General features: G+C 54.6%; 25 protein-coding genes, 1 other RNA gene and 1 other annotated feature. Of the genes, 14 read left to right on the forward strand and 12 right to left on the reverse strand.

Annotated features, from left to right (window positions below; translation table 11 throughout):
* Positions 1-94: 94 nt before the first annotated feature.
* Positions 95-652 carry a YbaY family lipoprotein gene (locus AC0T7J_RS23715; protein WP_473797891.1) on the forward strand — a complete coding sequence of 186 codons (558 nt, stop codon included), beginning with the start codon at positions 95-97 and terminating at the stop codon, positions 650-652.
* 37 nt (positions 653-689) lie between these two features.
* Here the strand turns inward: AC0T7J_RS23715 and AC0T7J_RS23720 are convergent, their stop codons facing one another.
* On the reverse strand, positions 690-1,001 hold the full coding sequence (locus tag AC0T7J_RS23720) for an MGMT family protein (protein ID WP_473797894.1): 312 nt from the start codon (positions 999-1,001) through the stop codon (positions 690-692).
* A gap of 175 nt (positions 1,002-1,176) precedes the next feature.
* On the opposite strand from AC0T7J_RS23720, the gene ffs reads away from it, so the two are divergent.
* Positions 1,177-1,273: signal recognition particle sRNA small type (gene ffs / locus AC0T7J_RS23725), an RNA gene on the forward strand.
* 134 nt (positions 1,274-1,407) lie between these two features.
* Here ffs and AC0T7J_RS23730 read toward each other — a convergent pair.
* The 3 genes from AC0T7J_RS23730 to AC0T7J_RS23740 form a co-directional block, all read right to left on the reverse strand.
* Positions 1,408-1,623 carry an HHA domain-containing protein gene (locus tag AC0T7J_RS23730; protein WP_003850458.1) on the reverse strand — a complete coding sequence of 72 codons (216 nt, stop codon included), beginning with the start codon at positions 1,621-1,623 and terminating at the stop codon, positions 1,408-1,410.
* Positions 1,624-1,647: 24 nt separating this feature from the next.
* Positions 1,648-2,025, reverse strand: coding sequence for an Hha toxicity modulator TomB (gene tomB, locus AC0T7J_RS23735; RefSeq protein ID WP_473798004.1), 378 nt, complete (start codon positions 2,023-2,025; stop codon positions 1,648-1,650).
* 147 nt (positions 2,026-2,172) lie between these two features.
* Positions 2,173-2,526, reverse strand: coding sequence for a hypothetical protein (locus AC0T7J_RS23740; protein WP_473797898.1), 354 nt, complete (start codon positions 2,524-2,526; stop codon positions 2,173-2,175).
* A 341-nt stretch (positions 2,527-2,867) separates the two neighbouring features.
* Here AC0T7J_RS23740 and AC0T7J_RS23745 point away from each other — a divergent pair, with 341 nt between their 5' ends.
* Genes AC0T7J_RS23745 through AC0T7J_RS23755 form a run of 3 tightly spaced genes read left to right on the forward strand, consistent with a single transcriptional unit; the run spans position 2,868 to position 5,266 of the window.
* Positions 2,868-3,536, forward strand: coding sequence for a metal ABC transporter ATP-binding protein (locus AC0T7J_RS23745; RefSeq protein ID WP_473797901.1), 669 nt, complete (start codon positions 2,868-2,870; stop codon positions 3,534-3,536).
* A complete protein-coding gene (locus AC0T7J_RS23750) occupies positions 3,533-4,372 on the forward strand; it encodes a metal ABC transporter permease (protein ID WP_473797904.1) in 840 nt (279 codons plus the stop codon). The genes AC0T7J_RS23745 and AC0T7J_RS23750 overlap by 4 nt, the downstream gene beginning before the upstream one ends.
* 15 nt (positions 4,373-4,387) lie before the next feature.
* Positions 4,388-5,266: a metal ABC transporter substrate-binding protein gene (locus AC0T7J_RS23755; RefSeq protein ID WP_473797907.1), complete on the forward strand. Its 879-nt coding sequence runs from the start codon at positions 4,388-4,390 to the stop codon at positions 5,264-5,266.
* Positions 5,267-5,311: 45 nt separating this feature from the next.
* On the opposite strand, the gene ykgO is transcribed toward AC0T7J_RS23755, so the two are convergent.
* From ykgO to AC0T7J_RS23775, 4 genes are all read right to left on the reverse strand, one after another.
* Positions 5,312-5,452 carry a type B 50S ribosomal protein L36 gene (gene ykgO, locus AC0T7J_RS23760; protein ID WP_473797909.1) on the reverse strand — a complete coding sequence of 47 codons (141 nt, stop codon included), beginning with the start codon at positions 5,450-5,452 and terminating at the stop codon, positions 5,312-5,314.
* An 11-nt stretch (positions 5,453-5,463) separates the two neighbouring features.
* Positions 5,464-5,718 (reverse strand): type B 50S ribosomal protein L31, encoded by a 255-nt coding sequence (locus tag AC0T7J_RS23765; protein ID WP_010671219.1) that lies wholly within the window; start codon positions 5,716-5,718, stop codon positions 5,464-5,466.
* 161 nt (positions 5,719-5,879) lie between these two features.
* The gene (locus AC0T7J_RS23770) at positions 5,880-9,035 is read right to left on the reverse strand and encodes an efflux RND transporter permease subunit (RefSeq protein ID WP_473797913.1); all 3,156 of its coding nucleotides are present in this window, start codon (positions 9,033-9,035) and stop codon (positions 5,880-5,882) included.
* Positions 9,036-9,051: 16 nt separating this feature from the next.
* A complete protein-coding gene (locus tag AC0T7J_RS23775; protein WP_473797916.1) occupies positions 9,052-10,245 on the reverse strand; it encodes an efflux RND transporter periplasmic adaptor subunit in 1,194 nt (397 codons plus the stop codon).
* A gap of 142 nt (positions 10,246-10,387) precedes the next feature.
* On the opposite strand from AC0T7J_RS23775, the gene acrR reads away from it, so the two are divergent.
* The gene (gene acrR, locus AC0T7J_RS23780; protein ID WP_473797919.1) at positions 10,388-11,032 is read left to right on the forward strand and encodes a multidrug efflux transporter transcriptional repressor AcrR; all 645 of its coding nucleotides are present in this window, start codon (positions 10,388-10,390) and stop codon (positions 11,030-11,032) included.
* Here the strand turns inward: acrR and rsmS are convergent.
* Genes rsmS through priC form a run of 3 tightly spaced genes read right to left on the reverse strand, consistent with a single transcriptional unit; the run spans position 11,029 to position 12,023 of the window.
* Positions 11,029-11,181 carry a pleiotropic regulatory protein RsmS gene (rsmS, locus tag AC0T7J_RS23785; protein WP_086905328.1) on the reverse strand — a complete coding sequence of 51 codons (153 nt, stop codon included), beginning with the start codon at positions 11,179-11,181 and terminating at the stop codon, positions 11,029-11,031. The genes acrR and rsmS overlap by 4 nt on opposite strands.
* Before the next feature lie 8 nt (positions 11,182-11,189).
* The gene (locus AC0T7J_RS23790; RefSeq protein ID WP_473797922.1) at positions 11,190-11,435 is read right to left on the reverse strand and encodes a GlsB/YeaQ/YmgE family stress response membrane protein; all 246 of its coding nucleotides are present in this window, start codon (positions 11,433-11,435) and stop codon (positions 11,190-11,192) included.
* 57 nt (positions 11,436-11,492) lie between these two features.
* Positions 11,493-12,023: a primosomal replication protein PriC gene (priC, locus tag AC0T7J_RS23795; RefSeq protein WP_473797925.1), complete on the reverse strand. Its 531-nt coding sequence runs from the start codon at positions 12,021-12,023 to the stop codon at positions 11,493-11,495.
* Between the two features lie 57 nt (positions 12,024-12,080).
* Here priC and AC0T7J_RS23800 point away from each other — a divergent pair, with 57 nt between their 5' ends.
* The 6 genes from AC0T7J_RS23800 (at position 12,081) to htpG (ending at position 18,365) form a co-directional block, all read left to right on the forward strand.
* On the forward strand, positions 12,081-12,470 hold the full coding sequence (locus AC0T7J_RS23800; RefSeq protein WP_010255914.1) for a DUF454 family protein: 390 nt from the start codon (positions 12,081-12,083) through the stop codon (positions 12,468-12,470).
* Positions 12,471-12,614: 144 nt separating this feature from the next.
* On the forward strand, positions 12,615-13,166 hold the full coding sequence (gene apt, locus AC0T7J_RS23805; protein ID WP_473797928.1) for an adenine phosphoribosyltransferase: 552 nt from the start codon (positions 12,615-12,617) through the stop codon (positions 13,164-13,166).
* Positions 13,167-13,324: 158 nt separating this feature from the next.
* Positions 13,325-15,400, forward strand: a complete 2,076-nt coding sequence (gene dnaX / locus AC0T7J_RS23810) for a DNA polymerase III subunit gamma/tau (RefSeq protein WP_473797931.1) — start codon at positions 13,325-13,327, stop codon at positions 15,398-15,400.
* Positions 14,742-14,803, forward strand: a sequence feature (DnaX frameshifting element). (Overlaps the previous gene by 62 nt.)
* A 55-nt stretch (positions 15,401-15,455) precedes the next feature.
* The gene (locus AC0T7J_RS23815) at positions 15,456-15,788 is read left to right on the forward strand and encodes a YbaB/EbfC family nucleoid-associated protein (protein WP_003850423.1); all 333 of its coding nucleotides are present in this window, start codon (positions 15,456-15,458) and stop codon (positions 15,786-15,788) included.
* Complete coding sequence (gene recR / locus AC0T7J_RS23820) at positions 15,788-16,393, forward strand: recombination mediator RecR (protein WP_003850420.1); 606 nt, start codon at positions 15,788-15,790, stop codon at positions 16,391-16,393. Before AC0T7J_RS23815 ends, recR begins: the two co-directional genes overlap by 1 nt.
* A 97-nt stretch (positions 16,394-16,490) precedes the next feature.
* Complete coding sequence (gene htpG / locus AC0T7J_RS23825) at positions 16,491-18,365, forward strand: molecular chaperone HtpG (protein ID WP_473797934.1); 1,875 nt, start codon at positions 16,491-16,493, stop codon at positions 18,363-18,365.
* 349 nt (positions 18,366-18,714) lie between these two features.
* On the opposite strand, the gene AC0T7J_RS23830 is transcribed toward htpG, so the two are convergent.
* Positions 18,715-19,584: a LysR substrate-binding domain-containing protein gene (locus AC0T7J_RS23830; protein ID WP_473797936.1), complete on the reverse strand. Its 870-nt coding sequence runs from the start codon at positions 19,582-19,584 to the stop codon at positions 18,715-18,717.
* Positions 19,585-19,771: 187 nt separating this feature from the next.
* On the opposite strand from AC0T7J_RS23830, the gene AC0T7J_RS23835 reads away from it, so the two are divergent.
* Positions 19,772-20,656, forward strand: a complete 885-nt coding sequence (locus AC0T7J_RS23835) for a DUF6024 family protein (RefSeq protein ID WP_473797938.1) — start codon at positions 19,772-19,774, stop codon at positions 20,654-20,656.
* A 105-nt stretch (positions 20,657-20,761) separates the two neighbouring features.
* Positions 20,762-21,406 (forward strand): adenylate kinase, encoded by a 645-nt coding sequence (gene adk / locus AC0T7J_RS23840; RefSeq protein WP_010671225.1) that lies wholly within the window; start codon positions 20,762-20,764, stop codon positions 21,404-21,406.
* Positions 21,407-21,429 lie beyond the last annotated feature (23 nt).

Here is a 21,429-nt window from a genome sequence, read left to right on the forward strand (position 1 = left end):
ATTTTTGTGCCAACATTAAGGGCATACGGCGAGTGAAGCGCTGTAAGCAGGATTCGCTGCCGACAATCATTTTGATCAAATGGAGACGACATCAATGAAACTCAGGCATGTGTTCAGTGGAGTAGTTATGGCGGTTGCTGTTGTAGGATGCGCCGACAAGAGTAAACCCGTGCCAACGCCCACTCTGGGTTCTGCGGTTGCAGGACAGACGGCGGCGATTGCGCAGCCTAACGTAAGTGGTTCAGTCTTTATCCGCCAGCGCATTGCGCTGCCGCCGGATGCGGTGTTAACCGTGACGCTCTCTGATGCGTCCGTTGCCGATGCACCCTCAAAAGTGCTGTCGCAGCGCGTGGTACGTACCGAAGGCAAACAGGCACCGTTCCAGTTCGTGCTGCCGTTTAACCCAGCCGATATCCAGCCTGGTGCACGCATTCTGTTAAGCGCAGCCATCTCAATCGACGGTAAGCTGGCCTTTATCACTGAAGGCGTGAAGCCGGTGATCAACCAGGGTGGTACCAAAGCAGAGCTGGTGCTGGTACCAGTACCGTCAATGGCGATGCCAACCCAGCCGGGCGCAACAACGACCGTTCCTTCGACTTCACCGACTCAGGTGACGCCGTCCGCTGCGGTTCCTGCTCCAACCCGTTTGTAATCTCTTTTCGGGGCGACATTGTCGCCCTTTTTCCTGTCTAAAATCGCCAGCGATAAGCCTCAAGCTCGAGCTGTCCGTCATCACTCACCTCTATGCCTTCCGCTTCCAGTGCATCCCGCTGCCGCAACAGACGGTCACCCTGAAGAGAAATGGTGCCGTGTCGGTTTACGACGCGATGCCAGGGAAGGGTCGTGCCCTCGGGTAAGCGGCTCAGCACGCCGCCAACCTGACGTGCCGCGCGCGGAGAACCGGCCAGCAGCGCAACATCGCCATAGGTGGCGACGCGGCCAGGCGGAATAGCGGCAACAATTTGCCAGATGCGTTGCTGGAAAGTGTCGGGCTGATTCATGGACTTATTTTATCAGGAAAAAGGGGGTTAACTTTACCATGTGCGACGGGGGGTGGAAGCGTAAAAGCGGCGGTTGTTCAAGAAAACAACGGTTGTCCCGACTACGCTTGCAATTGCCACCTCCTTCCCAGATAATGCCCCCGCTCTCGTAAAGAGGGCTTGTCAATGGGGGCCCTGTTGGTTCTCCCGCAATGCTAGCTTGTGAACTCGGTCAGATCCGGAAGGAAGCAGCCGTAGCAGGTGATGCGTGTGCCGGGATGTAGCTGGCAGGGCCCCCACCACTTTCTCCCTTCGATATTCTTCCCCTAAGCTGCAGACAGGCAAAACCCGCCTGGGCCGATCCTTTGCCGGCAGGCAGGATTATCCGATATTTTATTGGGGTAAGGCTTAGCAGTAAGCGGTCAGATTAGCGGACAAATTTCCATACTGAGCCTGGTACTTTATCGTAAAGCTTGTTCATCGTCAGTTCCGCCAGGCGATGGTCAGCTGCCGAGTAAAATACTGCTAATTCGTCTTCCGGTAATTCATACTTATTTTTTTCAATCACCCTTTCCAGGGTATCAAGTGAGCGGCAGCGCCGCAGACGCATCAAATAATCGGTTTTAGTCAGGGTTTTGTTCATAAATAAACCGTTCTCATGTCTGTACTATAATGAATGGCTCGGTTGCTGGAGAAAAGCGCACTCTTCAGTGAACAGATTAAATAAGCGTTTTGCTGAACGTTGCCACCGCTGAAGATCCGGACCATTGACACCATAATTGCTGAATAGCATAAAAGTATCGTCAAGATATTCATCGATTTGCGAAATCAGCGCTTCATCTTCAACGTGCTTAATTTTGTAATTCATGGTGAAAGAGGCGATGTGCTCAATCAAATCGTTAAGCTGTAGATTGCTTTCAGAAGTGGGATCATTTACCCAGCCATGATGGCTGTCGGTTAACGTTGCCATGCTGTCGTCAAACAGACTCTCACACAGGTATTTAAGCTGGGCAATATCATGCCGTTTCGGTGAGTATTCGTCCATCTTTTTCCCCTCCATAGCTAGCACAGTTGCCGCAGGGCGGCGATAGAGTATAACGCGGCCAGGAAGCGATTATTCGGGCAGTTATTAAACGGGATGCTTTAAAGATAGTGTAAAACCATTAGTTCTGCTCACCTCCATTACTAAATATTACAATTCATCGCCAGGGGAGGGTTGCTGATTGTCTATCACATCAAACTCAAGTGCGCCGGGCTTAATGTGAAAGTTTACCTGCTCTGACTGCGTCACGGTTTCATTTAGATCCAGGCAGGGACTAAATAAATTCCAGTCAAAATCGTAAAGTAATTTAAAACTATCTGGATCCTGGTATTTAACCGATATGATTTTTAAGCTTCCTGGAACTAACCGTGCATTCTGTGAATACCAGCGTAAATCCCCTACTAACAAATCAGTTATTTTGAGAATATTCCGCTGAACAATCTCTGCTATTTTTGCACAGTCTGATTCACCGGCAGCAATATCACATTCAATGCGTGACAGCATATCTCATCCACTTATAACCGTTAATAAACCTATCATTGGTTTTCTGCAACCCGTTTGCAAGCCAGTTGAGCACAAAACTCTCAGTTAATGAGTGTTACCAGACGCAGCAGCGAGCGGTATCACCTGTGCGGCTCTGAATGTGAGTGCAGGCTGTATTTATCTTTTGATACACAATCCCACATTCAACGGCGAGCAACTTCAGGTATCTTTACTGTTATGTTATAACGTATTGGTGAAGTGATGCGTCAGAGTGGATTACTTATGTCACTGGGCGGGCGGCTGGGGGTAGCACTGCTATTCATTGCGCTGCTTGCCATAGCGATAAAATGGGGGATCAGTGCATGATCCTGTTTAACGCGCTCCGCGCTGGCTACCAGGGACAGGTTGTAACCCCGGCCATTACCGGCCTGCTCGCAGCAGGCTCGATGACCGCCCTGGTCGGCGCTAACGGTAGCGGCAAATCAACCCTCTTAAAAACCATTGCTGGTTTATTGCCACCGATAGCCGGACGCTGCGAGCTGCAGGTTGCGCGCCGGGATATTGGCTGGTTACCGCAGCGCACCGAGCTTGAGACCCGCTTTCCCCTGACGGTATTTGAACTGGTCTCTATTGGCTGCTGGCCACGCTGCGGCTGGTTCGGCGGCATCAACCGGATACTGCGTCGGGAGATCTGGCAGGCGCTGGAGGCCGTCCAGATGAGCGAATATGCGGATGCGCAGCCCGCGACGTTATCAGGCGGACAACTTCAGCGGGTATTGTTTGCGCGGCTGATGTTGCAGCGCAGCCAGCTCTGGCTTCTGGATGAGCCTTTTAACGGCATTGACAGCCAGACGGTGACATTACTGATGTCGATCCTTGAGCAGCAACAGCAGGCCGGAACAACCCTGCTGGTGGTACTGCACGATCGTCCGCTGGTGGCGCGTTACTTCAGTAACGTCATGTCGATGGATGAAAGTGATGTCAGCTGTACCTGCATGCCGGCTTCCTCTCTGAGGAGTCGTGCCCCGTGACCCTGATTCAACCCTTCATTGAGTTTGGTTTTATGCGGCGCGCACTGGTGGCCTGCCTGGCGCTGGCCGTCAGCGCCACGCCGCTCGGTGTATTCCTGTCCCTGCGTCGTATGAGCCTGATTGGCGATGCTTTATCTCACGCGGTGCTTCCCGGTGCCGCCATTGGCTATCTGATCTCCGGACTGTCCTTGGTCGCGATGGGGGTCGGCGGCCTGATCGCCGGTTTAGCCGTAGCGCTGCTCTCTGGCGCGGTCAGTCGCTACACGCCTTTGAAAGAGGATGCCAGTTTTGCCGGGTTCTATCTTGGTTCACTGGCACTGGGCGTCACGCTGGTCTCACTACGCGGCTCAAGTGTGGATCTGCTGCACGTTCTGTTTGGCTCACTGCTGGCGGTGGATAACGCTGCACTGCTGCTGGTGGGTGGCATTGCAGCCTTTACGCTGATTATGCTGGCGATGATCTATCGTCCGCTGGTTATAGACGCGTTTGACGGTGACTTCCTGCGGGCACAGGGAAAATGGAGTGCGCCTCTGGTACATGGTCTGTTTTTAATGCTTGTGGTGTTGAATCTGGTGGCGGGTTTTCAGGTGCTGGGCACCCTGATGTCGGTGGGGTTAATGATGCTGCCCGCCGCCAGCGCCCGTTTCTGGAGTCGCCATCTCGCCGCGATGCTGATGATCGCTATTTTCATGGCAATGATTTCAGCGCTGGCCGGGCTGATCCTCTCCTGGCACTTCTCCTTACCAGCGGGTCCCGCGGTGGTGCTGAGCGCCGCCATGCTGTTTTTTTTCTCCATTCTTGCAGGGCCGTGCGGCGGAATTTTACGCCGCCATTAATCTAAAGGGGTATCTATGAAAAAATTACCGGTTAGCCTGGCGCTCGCTACGCTGTTTGCCACGCCGCTGGCGATGGCCAAAACGGTGGATGTCGTGGCCAGTTTCACCGTGCTGGCTGATATCGTTAAACAGGTCGGCGGCGATCATGTAAAGGTCAAAAGTCTGGTGGGGCCGAATGGCGATCCTCATACTTTTGAACCGACACCGCAGGACAGTCAGGCACTGGCCAGGGCCGATCTGGTGTTTGTCAGCGGACTGGGACTGGAAGGGTGGATGGATCGGCTGGTCAGCGCTTCAGGCTATCGTGGACAGCCCGTTGTCGCCTCAACCGGTGTGACCACCCGCAGCATGGAAGAGGAGGGTAAAACCGTTACCGACCCTCACGCCTGGAACAGCATGCAAAACGGCGTTATTTACGCGACTAACGTAATGAATGCGCTGGTTAAAGCCGATCCCGACGATGCTTCGGATATTCGTCAGCGTGGACAGAATTATATTCAGCAACTGCAGGCGCTGGATCGCTGGGCAAAAACAGCCTTTGACGGTGTGCCAGCCGACAAGCGAAAAGTGCTGACCAGTCATGATGCGTTTGGTTACTTTGGACAGCGCTATGGCGTGACTTTCCTCGCGCCGGTAGGGTTCTCTACTGAAGCTGAAGCGAGTGCCAGCAACGTGGGTAACTTAATCACCCAACTGAAGCAGCAGCACATCAACCGCTATTTCATTGAGAACCAGACCGACCCGCGTCTGGTAAAACAGATTGCCAGCGCCACCGGTGCAGAGCCAGGCGGTGAGCTTTACCCGGAAGCGTTATCCACGGCCTCTGGTCCGGCCGCGACCTATCAGGCAGCTTTTAAACACAATGTGAACGCGATGCTGAAGAGCATGCACTAAGCATAAAAAAGGCCGGGCAAGCCCGGCCAGTCATCACGACACAAACTAGCGTTTTTTCTTTCTTCCCTGTACTGCTTTAAACCGCGGATTCGATTTACAGATAACGTAAATACGGCCTTTGCGGCGGACCACTTTACAATCCCGATGGCGATTTTTTGCTGAACGCAGCGAGCTGAATACCTGCATGATCCTCTCCCCTATTTCTTGCCAAGAAAGCGCCCGAAACGCTGGTTAAAGCGCGCGGTGCTGCCCTCTTTAGCGAAATCTTTCTGTTTGCCGGTGTAGAAAACGTGTGAGGCAGACGACACATCCAGGGTGACGTAGGGCAGTGTTTCGCCTTCGAACTCCACAGTGCGATCGGTTTTGATCGTTGATCCGATTTTGAACCAGACATCAGCCGATGTGTCATGGAAGACCACGTGACGATAGTGAGGATGAATATTCGCTTTCATAATGCATGCCTATGTAATGTTATACTATAACATTATTATGCGGTGCACAGGCCAGGATTGCAACTGCCCGTGAGGCAGTAAAAGTGAAGAGTCTGTAAATCAGACGGACAGAATCGCAGGCATAAAAAAGGCCGCTTGCGCGGCCTTAGATGATTTACAACTTAGTGAGTCTGGTTCTGCTCAACCGGATGACTGTTCGCTGATTCTTCTTTTTTCTTGCCAAAGCGGCGTCGTACCACCACAAAGAACACAGGAACGAAGAAGATCGCCAGTATGGTCGCGGTAACCATACCACCGATAACACCGGTACCTACGGCGTTTTGCGAACCGGAACCGGCACCTGTACTGATCGCCAGCGGCAGTACCCCGAGAATAAACGCCAGTGACGTCATCAGGATAGGACGCAGACGCATACGGCATGCTTCCAGCGCAGCTTCAATCAGCCCCTTGCCCTCTTTATCCATCAAATCTTTAGCAAATTCGACGATAAGGATGGCGTTCTTGGTAGAGAGGCCGATGGTTGTCAGTAACCCCACTACGAAGTAGACGTCATTACTCAGGCCACGCAGGGTGGTAAAGATCAGTGCACCAATGACCCCGAGTGGGACAACCAGCATAACCGAGAATGGAATCGACCAGCTCTCGTACAGTGCGGCGAGACAGAGGAAGACCACAATCAGCGAGATGGCATAAAGCGCAGGAGCCTGGTTACCTGACAAGCGTTCCTGATAGGACATGCCGGTCCAGTCATAGCCGATACCGGCAGGCAGTTTCGCTGCCAGTTCTTCCATCAGGTCCATCGCTGCACCCGAGCTCTTGCCTGGCGCAGCCTGTCCCAGGATTTCCATCGCAGGCAGACCGTTGTAACGTTCAAGGCGCGGCGAACCGTATTGCCATTTTGCTGACGAGAAGGCAGAGAAGGGCACCATGGTTCCACTGCTGTTGCGCACGTACCATTTACCAATGTCTTCCGGCAGCATGCGAGAGTCCGCTTTACCCATGACGTAAACTTTCTTCACGCGACCGCGGTCAATGAAGTCATTGACGTAGGAACCGCCCCAGGAAGCCGCCAGCGTAGTGTTAATATCACTCAGTGATACACCCAGCGCCTGTGCTTTCTCCTGATCGATCGTCAGCTTGTACTGCGGCGTATCTTCCATCCCGTTGGGACGGACACCCACCAGCGTATCAGGATGTTGCGCAATCATGCCGAATAGCTGATTACGCGCTTCCGTCAGCTTATCGTGGCCAAGGTTATTCTGATCGATCAGCTCAAAGTCGAAACCGGTCGCGTTACCCAGTTCAATAATGGCGGGCAGGTTGAAAGGAATGACCATCGCATCTTTGATTGCGCCCAGCGCCTGCATGGCACGGCCAGCAATCGCGGGGACTTTCATGTCGCTGCCGGTACGCTCATCCCACGGCTTGAGACTGACGAAGGCGATACCTGTGTTCTGTCCACGACCGGCAAAGCCGAAGCCGTTTACGGTGAACACGGATTTCACCGTGTCTTTCTCCTGCGTCAGGAAGTAATCCGTCACCTGATCAAGCACTTTCTGAGTACGTTCCTGAGTTGCGCCAGCAGGCAACTGCGCCTGAGCCAGCAGCAGACCCTGATCCTCTTCCGGTAAGAATGAAGAGGGCAGTCGCATAAACAGAAACGCCATACCCACCACGATCACCAGGTAGATCACCATATAGCGACCCGTACTGCGAATCATGTGACCCACACTATCCACATAGTGGTTGGTGCTTTTGTCGAACATGCGGTTAAACCAGCCGAAGAAACCGGTGGTTTTGCCGTGCTCGCCTTTTTTGATCGGCTTCAGCATGGTGGCACAGAGTGCCGGTGTCAGAATAAAGGCGACCAGCACCGACAGCGCCATTGCCGAAACAATAGTGATAGAGAACTGACGGTAGATAACGCCGGTCGACCCCCCAAAGAACGCCATCGGTATAAATACGGCGGCCAGCACCAGTGCAATACCCACCAGTGCACCCTGGATCTGCTCCATAGATCGTTTGGTCGCTTCTTTTGGCGGTAATCCTTCTTCCGCCATCACGCGCTCAACGTTCTCGACCACCACGATGGCGTCATCCACCAGCAGGCCGATGGCCAGCACCATCCCGAACATCGTCAGGGTATTTATTGAATAACCAAAAGCACTGATGACGGCAAAAGTACCCAGCAATACCACTGGCACAGCGATGGTAGGTATAAGCGTGGCGCGGAAGTTCTGCAGGAACAGATACATGACCAGGAACACCAACACAATCGCTTCGACCAGCGTTTTCACCACTTCGAAAATCGAGATCTTAACAAAAGGCGTAGTGTCATACGGATAGACCACTTTCATACCCGCCGGGAACGTAGGCTGCAATTTGGCCAGTTCTGCTTTCACCGCATTGGCGGTATCCAGCGCATTCGCACCGGTGGCCAGCTTGATACCGATACCGGAGGCAGGCTTGCCATTATAACGGGCAACGATCTCGTAGTTTTCCGCACCGAGTTCAATCCTTGCCACATCACGCAGACGAACCTGTGAACCATCTTCGTTAACTTTGAGCAGAATTTTGCCGAACTCATCGGTTGAGGTCAGACGGGTTTGCGCAATGATAGAGGCGTTAAGCTGCTGTCCCGGAACCGGCGGCGTACCGCCCAACTGACCGGCAGCGACCTGGGTGTTCTGAGTATTCAGTGCACTGATCACATCAACCGGCGTCAGGTTGTAGTTGTTCAGCTTGTGCGGATCCATCCAGATACGCATCGCGTACTGGGCACCAAACACCTGGGTATCACCCACGCCTTTGGTACGGCTTATCGGATCTTTGATTGATGACGAAATAAAATCAGAAATATCATTCTGCGTCATATTGTCATCGTCGCTGATGAAGCCCGCTACCATCAGGAAGCTGCTGGAGGATTTTTTAACCTGAATCCCCTGCTGCTGTACTTCCTGCGGTAACAGCGGCGTCGCCAGCTGCAGTTTGTTCTGCACCTGAACCTGCGCGATGTCAGCATCTGTGCCTGACTCAAACGAGATGGTCAGGGTCAGCGTACCGGATGAGTCGCTGCTTGAGGACATATACATCAGTCCATCAATGCCGTTCATATTTTGTTCGATGACCTGAGTCACCGAGTCCTGCAGCGTTTTAGCATCCGCACCAGGGTAGGTGGCCTGAATCTCAATCGCCGGCGGCGCAACATTGGGATATTGCTCAATCGGAAGTTTGAGAATCGATAGCGCACCGACCAGCATGATGATGATGGCAAGCACCCACGCAAAGATGGGCCGATCGATAAAGAACTTAGCCATGAATCAACGGCTCCTGTTATGACGATGACTTGTCAGACTGCGGCTTTGAGTCGGGTGCCGCTTTCGCATCGTCTGAGACTTCTTGTGGGGTAACCTGTGCGCCCGGCTTGGCTCGCTGCAGACCCGTGCTGATCACACGTTCACCCGCTTTAACACCGTCGGTGACTAACCACTTATCGCCAATCGCTTGCGAGGTGGTGACCTGACGTGCTTCAACTTTGTTATCTGCACCCACTACCATGACCGTTGCCTGACCGGTTGGGGTACGGGTCACTGCCTGCTGCGGAACCAGCAACGCATTAGGGTTGGTACCTTCATCCAGACGTGCGCGAACAAACATGCCGGGTAACAGGGTATGTTTCGGGTTCGGCACGATGGCGCGCAACGTGATGGAGCCAGTGGTTTCATCGACGGTAACGTCAGAGAACTCCAGGGTACCCTGCTGTTCATAGCTTTTGCCATTTTGCATCAGCAGCGTGACGTTGGCTTTGCCATCATTCTGCTTCAGCTGACCCGACTCCAGTTCTGAACGTAAGCGCATAAAGTCTTCGCTCGACTGAGTGACGTCGACATACATCGGATCGAGTTGCTGTACGGTCGCCAGCGCGGTGGTTTGGGCGCTCTGAACCAGCGCACCTTCGGTTACTGACGATTTGCCAATACGGCCACTGATAGGGGAGGTAACTTTGGTGTAGGCCAGATTAATACGGGCTGTTTCCACATTAGCTTTTGCCACCTGTACCGCAGCATCGTTTTGCGCGGCCGTGGCGACGGCGGTGTCGTAATCCTGCTGACTGATATATTTGGTGCCGAGCAGCGGCTTATAACGTTTAACGGTCAGCTGAGCGATACGTGCATTGGCCTGCGCCTGGGTTAAATCACCTTTAGCACTGTCATAGGCCGCCTGGTAAGTAGCAGGATCGATCTGATAAAGAGACTGACCCGCTTTGACATCGCTGCCTTCAATAAAGTTACGCTTCAGAATGATACCGGAAACCTGTGGGCGGACTTCGGCCACTCGATATGCCGAGGTACGGCCAGGTAATTCAGTCGAAATTTTCAGGGGTTCAGTTTTTAATGTCACAACCCCCACGGCTGGCGGTTGCTGGGCGGCTTGTTCGGATTTATTATTGTCACATCCTGTTAACAAAAAGCTGCCTGATAGCATCAGGACGGCCGCCAGAGGCGATAATCCTCTGATTTTATTCATAAATAAACCTCTAGTGTCCGATATCAATTGGTCAATGGATCACAAACTGAAAAACCCATTGCTGTGTCAAGTCGCAGGTCATGCTATGGTACATACATTCGCAAATGTATGTAAACTTACCTGTTTGTAAAAAAAGCCCCGTATGGCACGAAAAACCAAAGCGCAAGCACTTGAAACGCGACATCAAATTCTTGATGCCGCCATTGTTCTGTTTTCGCAGCAGGGCGTTTCAGCCACTTCTCTGGCGGATATTGCAACCGCTGCCAGCGTCACGCGAGGAGCCATCTACTGGCACTTCAAAAATAAAGCCGATGTATTACATGAAATATGGCTTCGTTGTGATGCTGGTCTGGACGATGTGGAACTTGAGTATCAAACAAAATACCCTGGCGATCCACTCTCTGTGTTGCGAGCAATGCTGGTCTATATCTTTGACGCGACAGCAAAGGATCCGCAGCGTCGCGCCCTGATGGAGATCATTTTTCACAAATGCGAATTTGTGGGCGAAATGTCGGCGCTGAAGAATATGCAGCAAAGCTTACTGCTGGAATGCTACGACAAAATCGAAGATGTCCTGCGCCAGTGTATTGAAGCCGGACAACTTCCGGGCAGTCTCAGCACGCGTCAGGCCGCTCTTATCCTGCGCGGTTACGTCAACGGTATGATGGAAAGCTGGCTGTTTGCGCCGGACAGTTTTGATTTAGCCGGTGACGCGCCGACGCTGGTCAATGCCTTTATCGATATGCTGCTCTTCAGTCCGACGCTGACTGCGACAGCCCACCGTTAAGCCGGGGGGCGATCACGCTTGTTCTCGAAATCGCGCTGCACCATGGCCAGTGCTGACAGTACAGTTTCCACCGGCAGTTGATGCTCTTCCAGTAGCTGAATCAGATCAACAGCCAGTTTGACGTCGTCGGGGGCATTCTCCAGTGACATCTCTTCTCCTAAATACGTAATCGAGCGGCGACCAGCAGCATCACTAATGCGCCGATAATCGCCATGCCCAGTGCACCGATATGCAGCGTTGCCAGCGTGCCCAGTTGAAAATAGGTAGCGATATAGCCGCCAATCAGTGCACCGATCATCGACAGCGTCAAAGTCGCAACCAGGCCGCCGGGTGGTCCCGGCATCAGCAGTCGCTTGAGCAACCCCAGCAGTAAACCGCTTAATAGCCACACAAGTAAAGCCATGGTTCTTCTCCGCGCCGAATCACACCCAGTATAGAAGCGCTTTTGTCACGCTGCGCTTTATTCGCTCTGCTCGCTGCCGCGCAATGAAGAGGCCCACTCAACCGAGCGAATGGCCTGCCGACAGCGTACCAGTCGTCCCTCTAATGTTTCCAGATCCTGTTTCAGCTGATGCTGTACCGCCAGCGTTTCGGCCAGCGCCAGTCTCTGCTCACGCTGATCGATCATCGCCAGCAAACGCCGTTCAAATTCACGGTACTCCTGATATTTTGCGGCGCGCGGGTTCCTGACGGGCTGTTCGCGTCGGGTACGCAGCTGTTGCGTACTCGCCTCTCGTTGCAGGGCGGCAATCTGATCGACCAGCCGTTCAGCCAGCCAGGCACTGCGGGCCAGATCGTGGCTGCTGTCGCACAGCCGGGCAAAGTTCTGTTCCACTTCCAGCAGGTAATCAGCCAGCCGCGTGCCTTTGGTGCGAAACAGCTGAGTATCAAAACGTGGCAGACGGCAAATTCCATCGGAATGGCAGGCGAGTTCCTGCCGCAGGGCGATAAGGAGCTGTTGCAGTCGCTGCTGTATGGCGATCACACTCATCGCGTGACACTCAATTGTGCTAACGTACGCTGATGAGGAAAGAGTTGGGCGGCATTCATGCAACGCATTCTGTTATTAACCCTCGGCTGGCTGGCGATTGTGCTGGGGACGCTGGGCATTGTATTACCTTTATTACCTACCACGCCATTTATGCTGCTGGCTGCCTGGTGTTTTGCCCGTTCATCGCCGCGTTTTCATCACTGGCTGCTGTGGAAATCGCCATTTGGCCGCTATCTGCGTCACTGGCAGCAGCATCGCGCGATGCCGCCAGGGGCTAAAGTACGCGCTATCTGCCTGATAGTCGCCACCTTTAGTCTCTCACTCTTCCTGGTGCATCAGCTCTGGGTACGCATCATGCTGCTGATCATGCTGGCGGCGCTGCTGCTGTTTATGTGGCGTATTCCGGTGGTGGCAGAAGCAGCGGACGCGCCGCCGCCGCCGCGATAAAGTTGCATTTAGCCGGTCATTTGCTTAGATTTGGGCGTCTTCGTGCGTGGCTTCCCTTTGTGAATTGACTTCCGCTGAGCCTGTTATCAGGTATAAGCGCTTTTGAAGCTGCGCGAAACAGAATTTTTTACCAGGCGTATCATTATGACCGACACTGCGCAGCAGCTTGAATTCATTAAAAACAGCATTAAAAGCATTCCCGATTATCCTAAGCCAGGCATCCTGTTCCGCGATGTCACCAGCCTGCTGGAAGATCCCAAAGCCTATGCCGCGTCAATTGCGCTGCTGGTTGAGCGTTACCGTAATAAAGGCATCACCAAAGTGGTGGGCACGGAAGCGCGTGGTTTCCTGTTTGGTGCACCGGTGGCGTTAGGCCTCGGCGTTGGTTTTGTGCCGGTGCGTAAGCCCGGCAAACTGCCCCGTGAAGTCTACAGCGAATCCTATGAGCTGGAGTACGGCACCGATCAGCTGGAATTGCACAAAGATGCCATCCAGCCAGGCGATCTGGTGCTGGTGGTTGACGACCTGCTGGCGACTGGCGGAACGATTGAAGCGACCGTTAAATTGATTCGTCGTGCAGGCGGTGAAGTTAAAGACGCGGCTTTCATTATTAACCTGTTCGATCTGACCGGAGAAGCGCGTCTTAATGCCCTGGGCGTTGAGAGCTACAGTCTGGTTAAATTCCCCGGCCACTAAGCCACTCTTTCGGCCTTGCCACCCGGTAAGGCCGTCGCGCCTTCGGCGTCAAGATAACGAGTGCCAGCCAAAAGCGTAGCTGGTAGACTACTGCAATCTTATACAGGGGTTGCAGAGCGTCTGCGCTCATCTTTCCATCCAACTTCGTCGAACTCCACATGAGCTATCAGGTACTTGCGCGAAAATGGCGTCCCCAGGCTTTTGCTGATGTTGTCGGTCAGGAACATGTTCTGACGGCGCTGGCGAATGGATTGTCTCTGGGACGCATCCATCATGCTTATCTCTTTTCCGGCACCCGCGGAGTAGGGAAAACCACCATTGCGCGTCTGCTGGCCAAAGGCCTTAACTGCGAAACCGGTATCACTGCCACACCCTGTGGTCAGTGCGATAACTGCCGTGAAATTGAGCAGGGCCGCTTTGTCGATCTGATTGAGATTGACGCCGCATCGCGTACCAAAGTTGAAGATACCCGCGATCTGCTCGACAACGTGCAGTACGCCCCGGCGCGTGGCCGCTTCAAAGTCTATCTGATCGATGAAGTGCATATGTTGTCGCGTCACAGCTTCAATGCGCTGTTAAAGACGCTGGAAGAGCCCCCTTCACACGTTAAATTCCTGCTGGCGACCACCGATCCGCAGAAACTGCCGGTGACCATTCTCTCGCGCTGCCTGCAGTTCCACCTCAAAGCGCTGGATGTTGACCAAATCCGTCAGCAGCTTGAGCATGTCCTGAAGCAGGAACAGATTGAGAGTGAAACCCGGGCGCTGCAGCTGCTGGCGCGGGCTGCCGATGGCAGTATGCGCGATGCGCTGAGCCTTACCGACCAGGCCATTGCTATGGGGCAGGGTGCGGTGACCAGCAGCACGGTCAGCGTCATGCTCGGCACGCTGGATGATGAACAGCCGCTGGGGCTGCTGGAAGCGCTGGTCGACGGTGACGGTCAGCAGGTGATGAACCTGTTGAGCCAGGCCGCGTCACGGGGGGTGGAATGGGAAGCGCTGCTGGTAGAAATGCTGCGTCTGCTGCACCAGATTGCAATGGTGCAACTGCTGCCCACCTCGCTCAACGACGACGATGAGAGCAACGCTCTGCGGTTGCGTGAGCTGGCACGTGTGGTGCCACCCGCCGATCTGCAACTCTATTATCAGACCCTGCTAATGGGCCGCAAGGATCTGCCGATAGCGCCCGATCGTCGCATGGGTGTTGAGATGACACTGCTGCGTGCTCTGGCATTTCATCCTAAGGCTGCTGTGGCTGAACCCATTGCGCGTCCTGCACTAACTCAGCAGATGGCACCTGTCGCCCCTGCGCAGACGGCACCGGCAGCATCCGGGCCATCGCCGTTAACACGGCAACCTGTAGCACAGCCAGCCTCACCGTCACCTGCCGCCGCGACGCCGCCGTCACATACAGCGTCGCCCGAAGCGCAGCAGACGCAGCAGCAGGTTGCCGCTCAGCCGCAGATGGCCGCGCCCGATGCGGCACCGCAGCATTCGCCGTCGCCAGATGTTGCACCTGATACCGCACTCTCCAGTTCCACCAGTCAGCTCCTGCAGGCGCGCACTCAGTTGTTGCGTCAGGGAGCGAACAAGCCAAAAAAGCGTGAGCCGGCAGCGCCAGGTGCGCGGCCGGCCAACTCCGCGCTGGAGCGGCTGGCTTCAGTCACCGAGCGCAGTCAGCAGCGTATTCGCGATCGCGAGCCTGCTGCGCCGGTAAAAGAGGAAGCGTACCGCTGGAAAGCGGTTAATCAGCCGGTGGAAGTGGCAGAGCCGGTGGCGACGCCAAAGGCCTTGCGTTCTGCGCTGGAGCATGAGAAAACCCCTGAGCTGGCGGCGCGTCTGGCCGAAGAAGCGCAGCAGCGCGATCCCTGGGCCGCAGAGATTGCGATTCTGCCGCTGCCGAAACTGGTGCAGCAGCTGGCGTTAAATGCCTGGAAAGAGATTACCGAAAGTGGGGTCTGCCTGCATTTGCGTAGCAGCCAGCGTCACCTTAATTCACCGTCGGCGCAGCAGGTGTTAGGCGATGCGCTGAGTCAGCATGCCGGGCAGAGAGTTGAACTCTCGGTCGTTGAAGACGATAATTCATCGGTATTGACGCCACTTGAATGGCGTCAGGCCATTTACGAAGAGAAACTGGCGCAGGCGCGTCAGTCGATCACCTGTGATACCCACATCCAGACGCTGCAGCGATTTTTTGATGCCGATCTGGATGAGGAGAGTATCCGACCTGTTTGAACACGCTGCTGCTATCTTAACGATAGCGTTGTAGCCTCAGCTGAGAGAGAAAACTATGTTTGGTGGTAAAGGCGGATTGGGCAACCTGATGAAACAGGCCCAGCAGATGCAGGACAAAATGGCCAAGGTTCAGGAAGAGATTGCCGCGATTGAAGTGACCGGTGAGTCTGGTGCTGGCCTGGTAAAAGTCACCATTAACGGCGCGCACAACTGCCGTCGCGTGGAAGTCGATCCCAGCCTGCTGGAAGATGACAAAGATATGCTGGAAGATCTGATTGCAGCCGCGTTCAACGATGCGGCACGTCGCATTGATGAAACCCAGAAAGAGAAAATGGCTTCTGTCTCTTCAGGCATGCAGCTGCCACCAGGCTTTAAGATGCCGTTCTGATGCAAACCAGTCCACTGCTTGAATCTTTGATGGAGTCGCTGCGCTGTCTGCCTGGCGTTGGGCCGAAGTCGGCACAGCGCATGGCGTTCCAGCTGCTGCAGCGCGATCGCAGCGGTGGCATGCGGCTGGCGCAGGCGCTGACCCGGGCGATGTCGGAGATCGGACACTGCGCCGATTGCCGGACATTCACCGAGCAGGAAATTTGCACCATCTGCGCCAATCCACGGCGTCAGCAGAATGGTCAAATCTGCGTGGTGGAAAGCCCGGCAGATATTCACGCCATTGAGCAGACCGGCCAGTTTGGCGGTCGTTACTTTGTGCTGATGGGACATCTCTCGCCGCTCGACGGCATCGGTCCGGCTGATATTGGCCTGGATCGTCTGGAGCAGCGACTGGAGAGTGAAACTCTGCAGGAAGTGATCCTCGCCACTAACCCGACGGTGGAAGGGGAGGCGACCGCAAACTACATCGCTGAACTCTGTGGTCAGTATGGCGTTGACGCCAGCCGTATCGCGCACGGCGTGCCGGTGGGCGGTGAGCTGGAGATGGTTGATGGCACCACGCTGTCCCATTCACTGGCGGGCCGCCAGAAGTTTAAATTTTAATCACTTGCCGGTGTTGTGACAGACACCGGCTTGAAAATCTCCCTGTCATCCCCACATTAACCTCAACGTTTGTTCAACCTGTTTTGTTGAGGTAGCAATGACCATGAAAGGACAAGAGACCCGTGGCTTTCAGTCGGAAGTAAAACAACTTCTGCACCTGATGATCCATTCTCTCTATTCAAACAAAGAAATTTTCCTGCGTGAGCTGATCTCCAACGCCTCGGATGCGGCAGACAAACTGCGCTTCCGTGCCCTGTCAGATTCCAGCCTGTATGAAGGTGATGGCGAGCTGCACGTTCGTCTCTCTGTTGATAAGGACAACCGTACCCTTACGCTCAGCGACAACGGTATCGGTATGCGTCGTGATGAGGTCATTGAGAATCTCGGGACTATCGCTAAATCGGGCACCAAATCCTTCCTTGAATCGCTGGGCTCCGATCAGGCGAAAGATAGCCAGCTGATTGGTCAGTTCGGTGTCGGTTTCTATTCTGCCTTTATCGTGGCAGATAAAGTCACGGTGCGTACTCGTGCCGCGGGCGCGTCAGCTGAAGAAGGTGTGTTCTGGGAATCCGCAGGTGAGGGCGAATATACCCTGGCTGAGATTGAGAAAGCCGACCGCGGTACCGAGATCACCCTGCATCTGCGCGAAGGCGAGGATGAGTTCCTGGATGCATGGCGCGTGCGCAACATCATCAGCAAATATTCCGATCACATCGCGCTACCGGTTGAGATCGAAAGCAAAGATGAAGAAGGCGAAGGCACCCACTGGGAGAAGATTAACAAAGCCCAGGCGCTGTGGACCCGCAATAAATCTGAGATCAGCGACGAAGAGTACAACGAGTTCTACAAGCATATCGCCCACGATTACAGCGATCCGGTCGCCTGGAGCCACAATCGGGTAGAAGGTAAGCAGGAATATACCAGCCTGCTCTACATTCCGGCACGTGCGCCATTCGATATGTGGAACCGCGATCAGAAACATGGCCTGAAACTCTACGTGCAGCGCGTCTTTATCATGGATGACGCTGAGCAGTTTATGCCGAACTATCTGCGCTTTGTGCGTGGCCTGATTGACTCCAACGATCTGCCGCTGAACGTCTCCCGTGAGATCCTGCAGGATAGCCGCGTAACCCAGAGCCTGCGCGCCGCGCTGACTAAGCGTACCCTGCAGATGCTGGAAAGACTGGCAAAAGATGACAACGAGAAATACCAGACTTTCTGGAATGAGTTCGGTCTGGTGCTGAAAGAGGGCCCGGCGGAAGATCACGCAAACCAGGAGACGATCGCTAAGCTGCTGCGTTTCGCCACCACCCAGAGCGAAGGTTCGGCACAGACCATTTCGCTGGAAGATTACGTCAGCCGCATGGTGGAAGGTCAGGAGAAGATTTACTACATCACCGCTGACAGCTATGCCGCCGCGAAGAGCAGCCCGCATCTGGAACTGTTCCGCAAAAAAGGCATTGAGGTGCTGCTGCTCTCCGATCGCATCGACGAATGGATGATGAGCTACCTCACTGAGTTTGATGGTAAAACCTTCCAGTCAGTCAGCAAAGCGGATGAATCGCTGAGCAAGCTGGCGGATGAAGAGACCGAAGAGCAGAAAGAGGCGGAAAAAGCGCTGGAGCCGTTTGTTGAGCGGGTGAAAACTCTGCTGGGCGAACGCGTGAAAGAGGTGCGTCTGACGCATCGCCTGACCGATACGCCGGCGATTGTCACTACCGACGCCAACGAGATGACTACGCAGATGGCGAAGTTGTTTGCCGCGGCCGGACAGGAAGTGCCGGAAGTGAAGTACCTGTTCGAAATCAATCCGGATCATCCGCTGGTGAAACGTGTTGCGGATACGCAGGATGAAGCACGCTTCGGTGAGTGGATTGAGCTGCTGCTGGATCAGGCACTACTGGCAGAGCGTGGTACGCTGGACGATCCTAACCAGTTTATCCGCCGCATGAACCAGCTGCTGACCGCATAACGGCAACAGGCCGGTGGTTTTCACCGGCCTCAGACGGCTGATGAAGCCACAGCAGGGTGATTCTGGCCGCTACGAATGAATCCGGTGCGCAGGGAACACGGTCAGAAGAGGAAAGCGTCCCGTGCCATGGACAAAAACGTCAGGAGCGTTTTTGAACAACGCAAAGCGTTGGCCCGGCTACGGGCGCACCTCAGGGATGAGGTGCGTAATTGCGTGGGCCGAGCGTGTCACGGATGACGGCTTTTGCGTCTTTCCGATCTGACCGTGTTTTCTGCGCTGGCTCGGTCTCACCGCTGAGAAGGGCAGATATTATTAGCAGCATCGAGCCGGTGACCCTCACCGGCTTTTTTTATGGTTTTGCGGCATCCTGCAGCCAGTCGCGAAACAGGCTGATCTCCGTATCGTTACGCCGGCTCTGTTTTGTCATCATCCATGTGGCCCGCTCGACGCGAACAAAGCCAAGCGGCGCAAGCAGTGTGCCATCCTCCAGTTCTTTGCATACCAGCAAACGCGGTGCCATCAGGACGCCAAGACCACTTCGTGCAGCCTGAATCCCCAGTGTCAGACTCTCAAAATGCTTACCGCCATTAAAGCGGCCGCTGACCCCAGCTTTGTCCGCCCACTCTGACCAGGCGTGCAGCCGGGTATCCGCATGCAGCAGGGGCATAGCGGCAAGATCCTCGCCGACCCGTAGCTGCGAGGCAAAATGAGGTGCGCAGAGCGGCCCAATCTCATCCTCGCTGACCAGCGTGGCGTCTATGTCAGATTCAGGTGGCTCGCCATGACTAAGGATCATGACATCCACATGTTCGCTGCGCAGTTGCGAGATCTGCGTCAGCGGCTGGAAGTGAACTTCAATCTCCGGATAGCGTTGATAAAAGCTGGCGATACGGGGAATCAGCCATTGCGACAAAAAGCTGGGAGCGCAGGAGATCCGAATCTGCTGAAGCAGACCGGTACGAATGCTTTCGCAGCTACTGCGCAACTCACTGAACGCCTGCTGACAGCTCAGCAGCAGACGTTCACCGTGTGAGGTCAGTTTCACGCGGCCATTACTGCGGACAAAAAGTGGTTTGCCCATCCAGCTCTCCAGCTGGCGAACCTGATGGCTGATGGCGCTGTGTGTAACATGCAGATGTTCAGCCGCCACGCTAAAACTGCTGTGTAAGGCTGCCTGGTGAAAATAGTGCAGCGCTCTCAGTGGCGGCAGTCCGTTCATCCTTATCCCCTGTGCAAAAATCTCACAGGGATTGTTAATTTATATCATTTTAAAGTCCAGATGCATTGACCTACTCTGTAGGGCAAATTCTGGCAGGTTGACTCAGCCTTATATCTGTGATTTTTCATGGATATTCTGCCTCGCTTAACCTGCGTTTACGCCGCACATTCCCCAAAGCGAGACAACCATGGCACACGGCCCTTTATCCTCTGAAACGTCAGCAGAGGCGCGCCATCGGTTACGCCTGGCGCTTTCTCGCTTTTACCGGCTGGAGCAGTTCGATATCTTCTTTGCGCCCTCACTGCATGTGGCGCAGGTCCTTCTTTCTCAGCTGTTTCTGCGGCAGGAGCAGGCACGCAATCAGAACCGTTACGCCTTGCACTTTCCGGTGACTGAACTCAACATCCTGCCAGCGGTTCCGCTTATCGCGGGCAGCATCAGGCTGGTGCCGCATGTCGAATTGCCCAATGGCCGGGTGCGTCCGCTCCAGGATTGCCAGAATCATGGCGTGACGGAGGCGAGCGAGAGTTTCGCCAGCGTGCTGCATCAGAAACTGATCGACGAAGCCCATTTGTTTGTCACCCGACTGGATCGCCATGCCGAGATCTGCAGCGATCTGGTGCTGGTGGCGCTGCGGACCTGTGACTTCAGTACGCTGGTGCGCAGCGAACTGCGTCTGTTTGAACAGGGGATGACCCTGACCGCCACGCATGAGGCACTGCGCCGCTTCGACGATCCGCAGTGGCGGCCTTACAATACCGCCATCGTCGATGCGCTTTCCCTGTCAGATCCGCTGCCGATGAAATCCTGCCATCAGCCCGGTTTGCCGTTTGCCAGCTTTAACGTCCCGGCCTCTGTGATCTCTGCGCTGTCAGATGCGGAAGATGTGGTGAAATGGCCGCAGCAGGCGCGGCTACTGCTGAATGCAAACGTGCGCGGCAGCGGCAAAAAAAGCGTGAATATGACGCATCATCTGAGCCGACGACTGCAATACCTGCTCAGCGCAGGCGTTAAATCTGAAAAAGCGGCCGACAGACCTGCGGGGTCGGGTTCAGGGCCAAAAAGCCAGTAAAGGCGTCCTGCGCGATCCGCGCCCTTCCTTGTGATGAGCGGGTCATAATGGTATGTTCTTTCGCTTCTAAGATAGATCAATGCGATTCGCAAGGGGATTTACGCAATGCGTATTATTCTGCTCGGAGCTCCGGGCGCAGGTAAGGGGACTCAGGCCCAATTCATCATGGAGAAGTATGGCATTCCGCAAATCTCCACCGGTGACATGTTGCGTGCAGCAGTAAAAGCAGGCAGCGAGCTGGGCAACCAGGCGAAAGCCATTATGGATGCTGGCAAACTGGTGACCGATGAGCTGGTGATTGCGCTGGTCAAAGAGCGTATCACCCAGGAAGACTGCAAAAATGGTTTCCTGCTGGACGGTTTCCCGCGCACTATTCCTCAGGCAGATGCAATGAAAGAGGCCGGGATCACCGTTGATCACGTGCTGGAGTTTGCCGTACCGGATGAACTGATCGTTGAGCGTATCGTGGGCCGTCGCGTTCACACGCCATCAGGCCGCGTTTATCACGTCACTTTTAATCCACCGAAAGTGGAAGGCAAAGATGATGTGACTGGCGAAGAGCTGACCATGCGTAAAGACGATCAGGAAGAGACCGTGCGTAAGCGCCTGGTGGAATACCATCAGATGACCGCGCCGCTGATTGCTTACTACAGCAAAGAAGCGGAAGCGGGCAACACCGCCTATCACAAAATCGACGGCACCCGTAAGGTGACCGAAGTGAGTGCCGAGCTGGCTAAGATCCTGGGCTAAGCTCACAGGGGCCGGTATTACTG

Source organism: Pantoea sp. E956-1 (assembly GCF_982223955.1).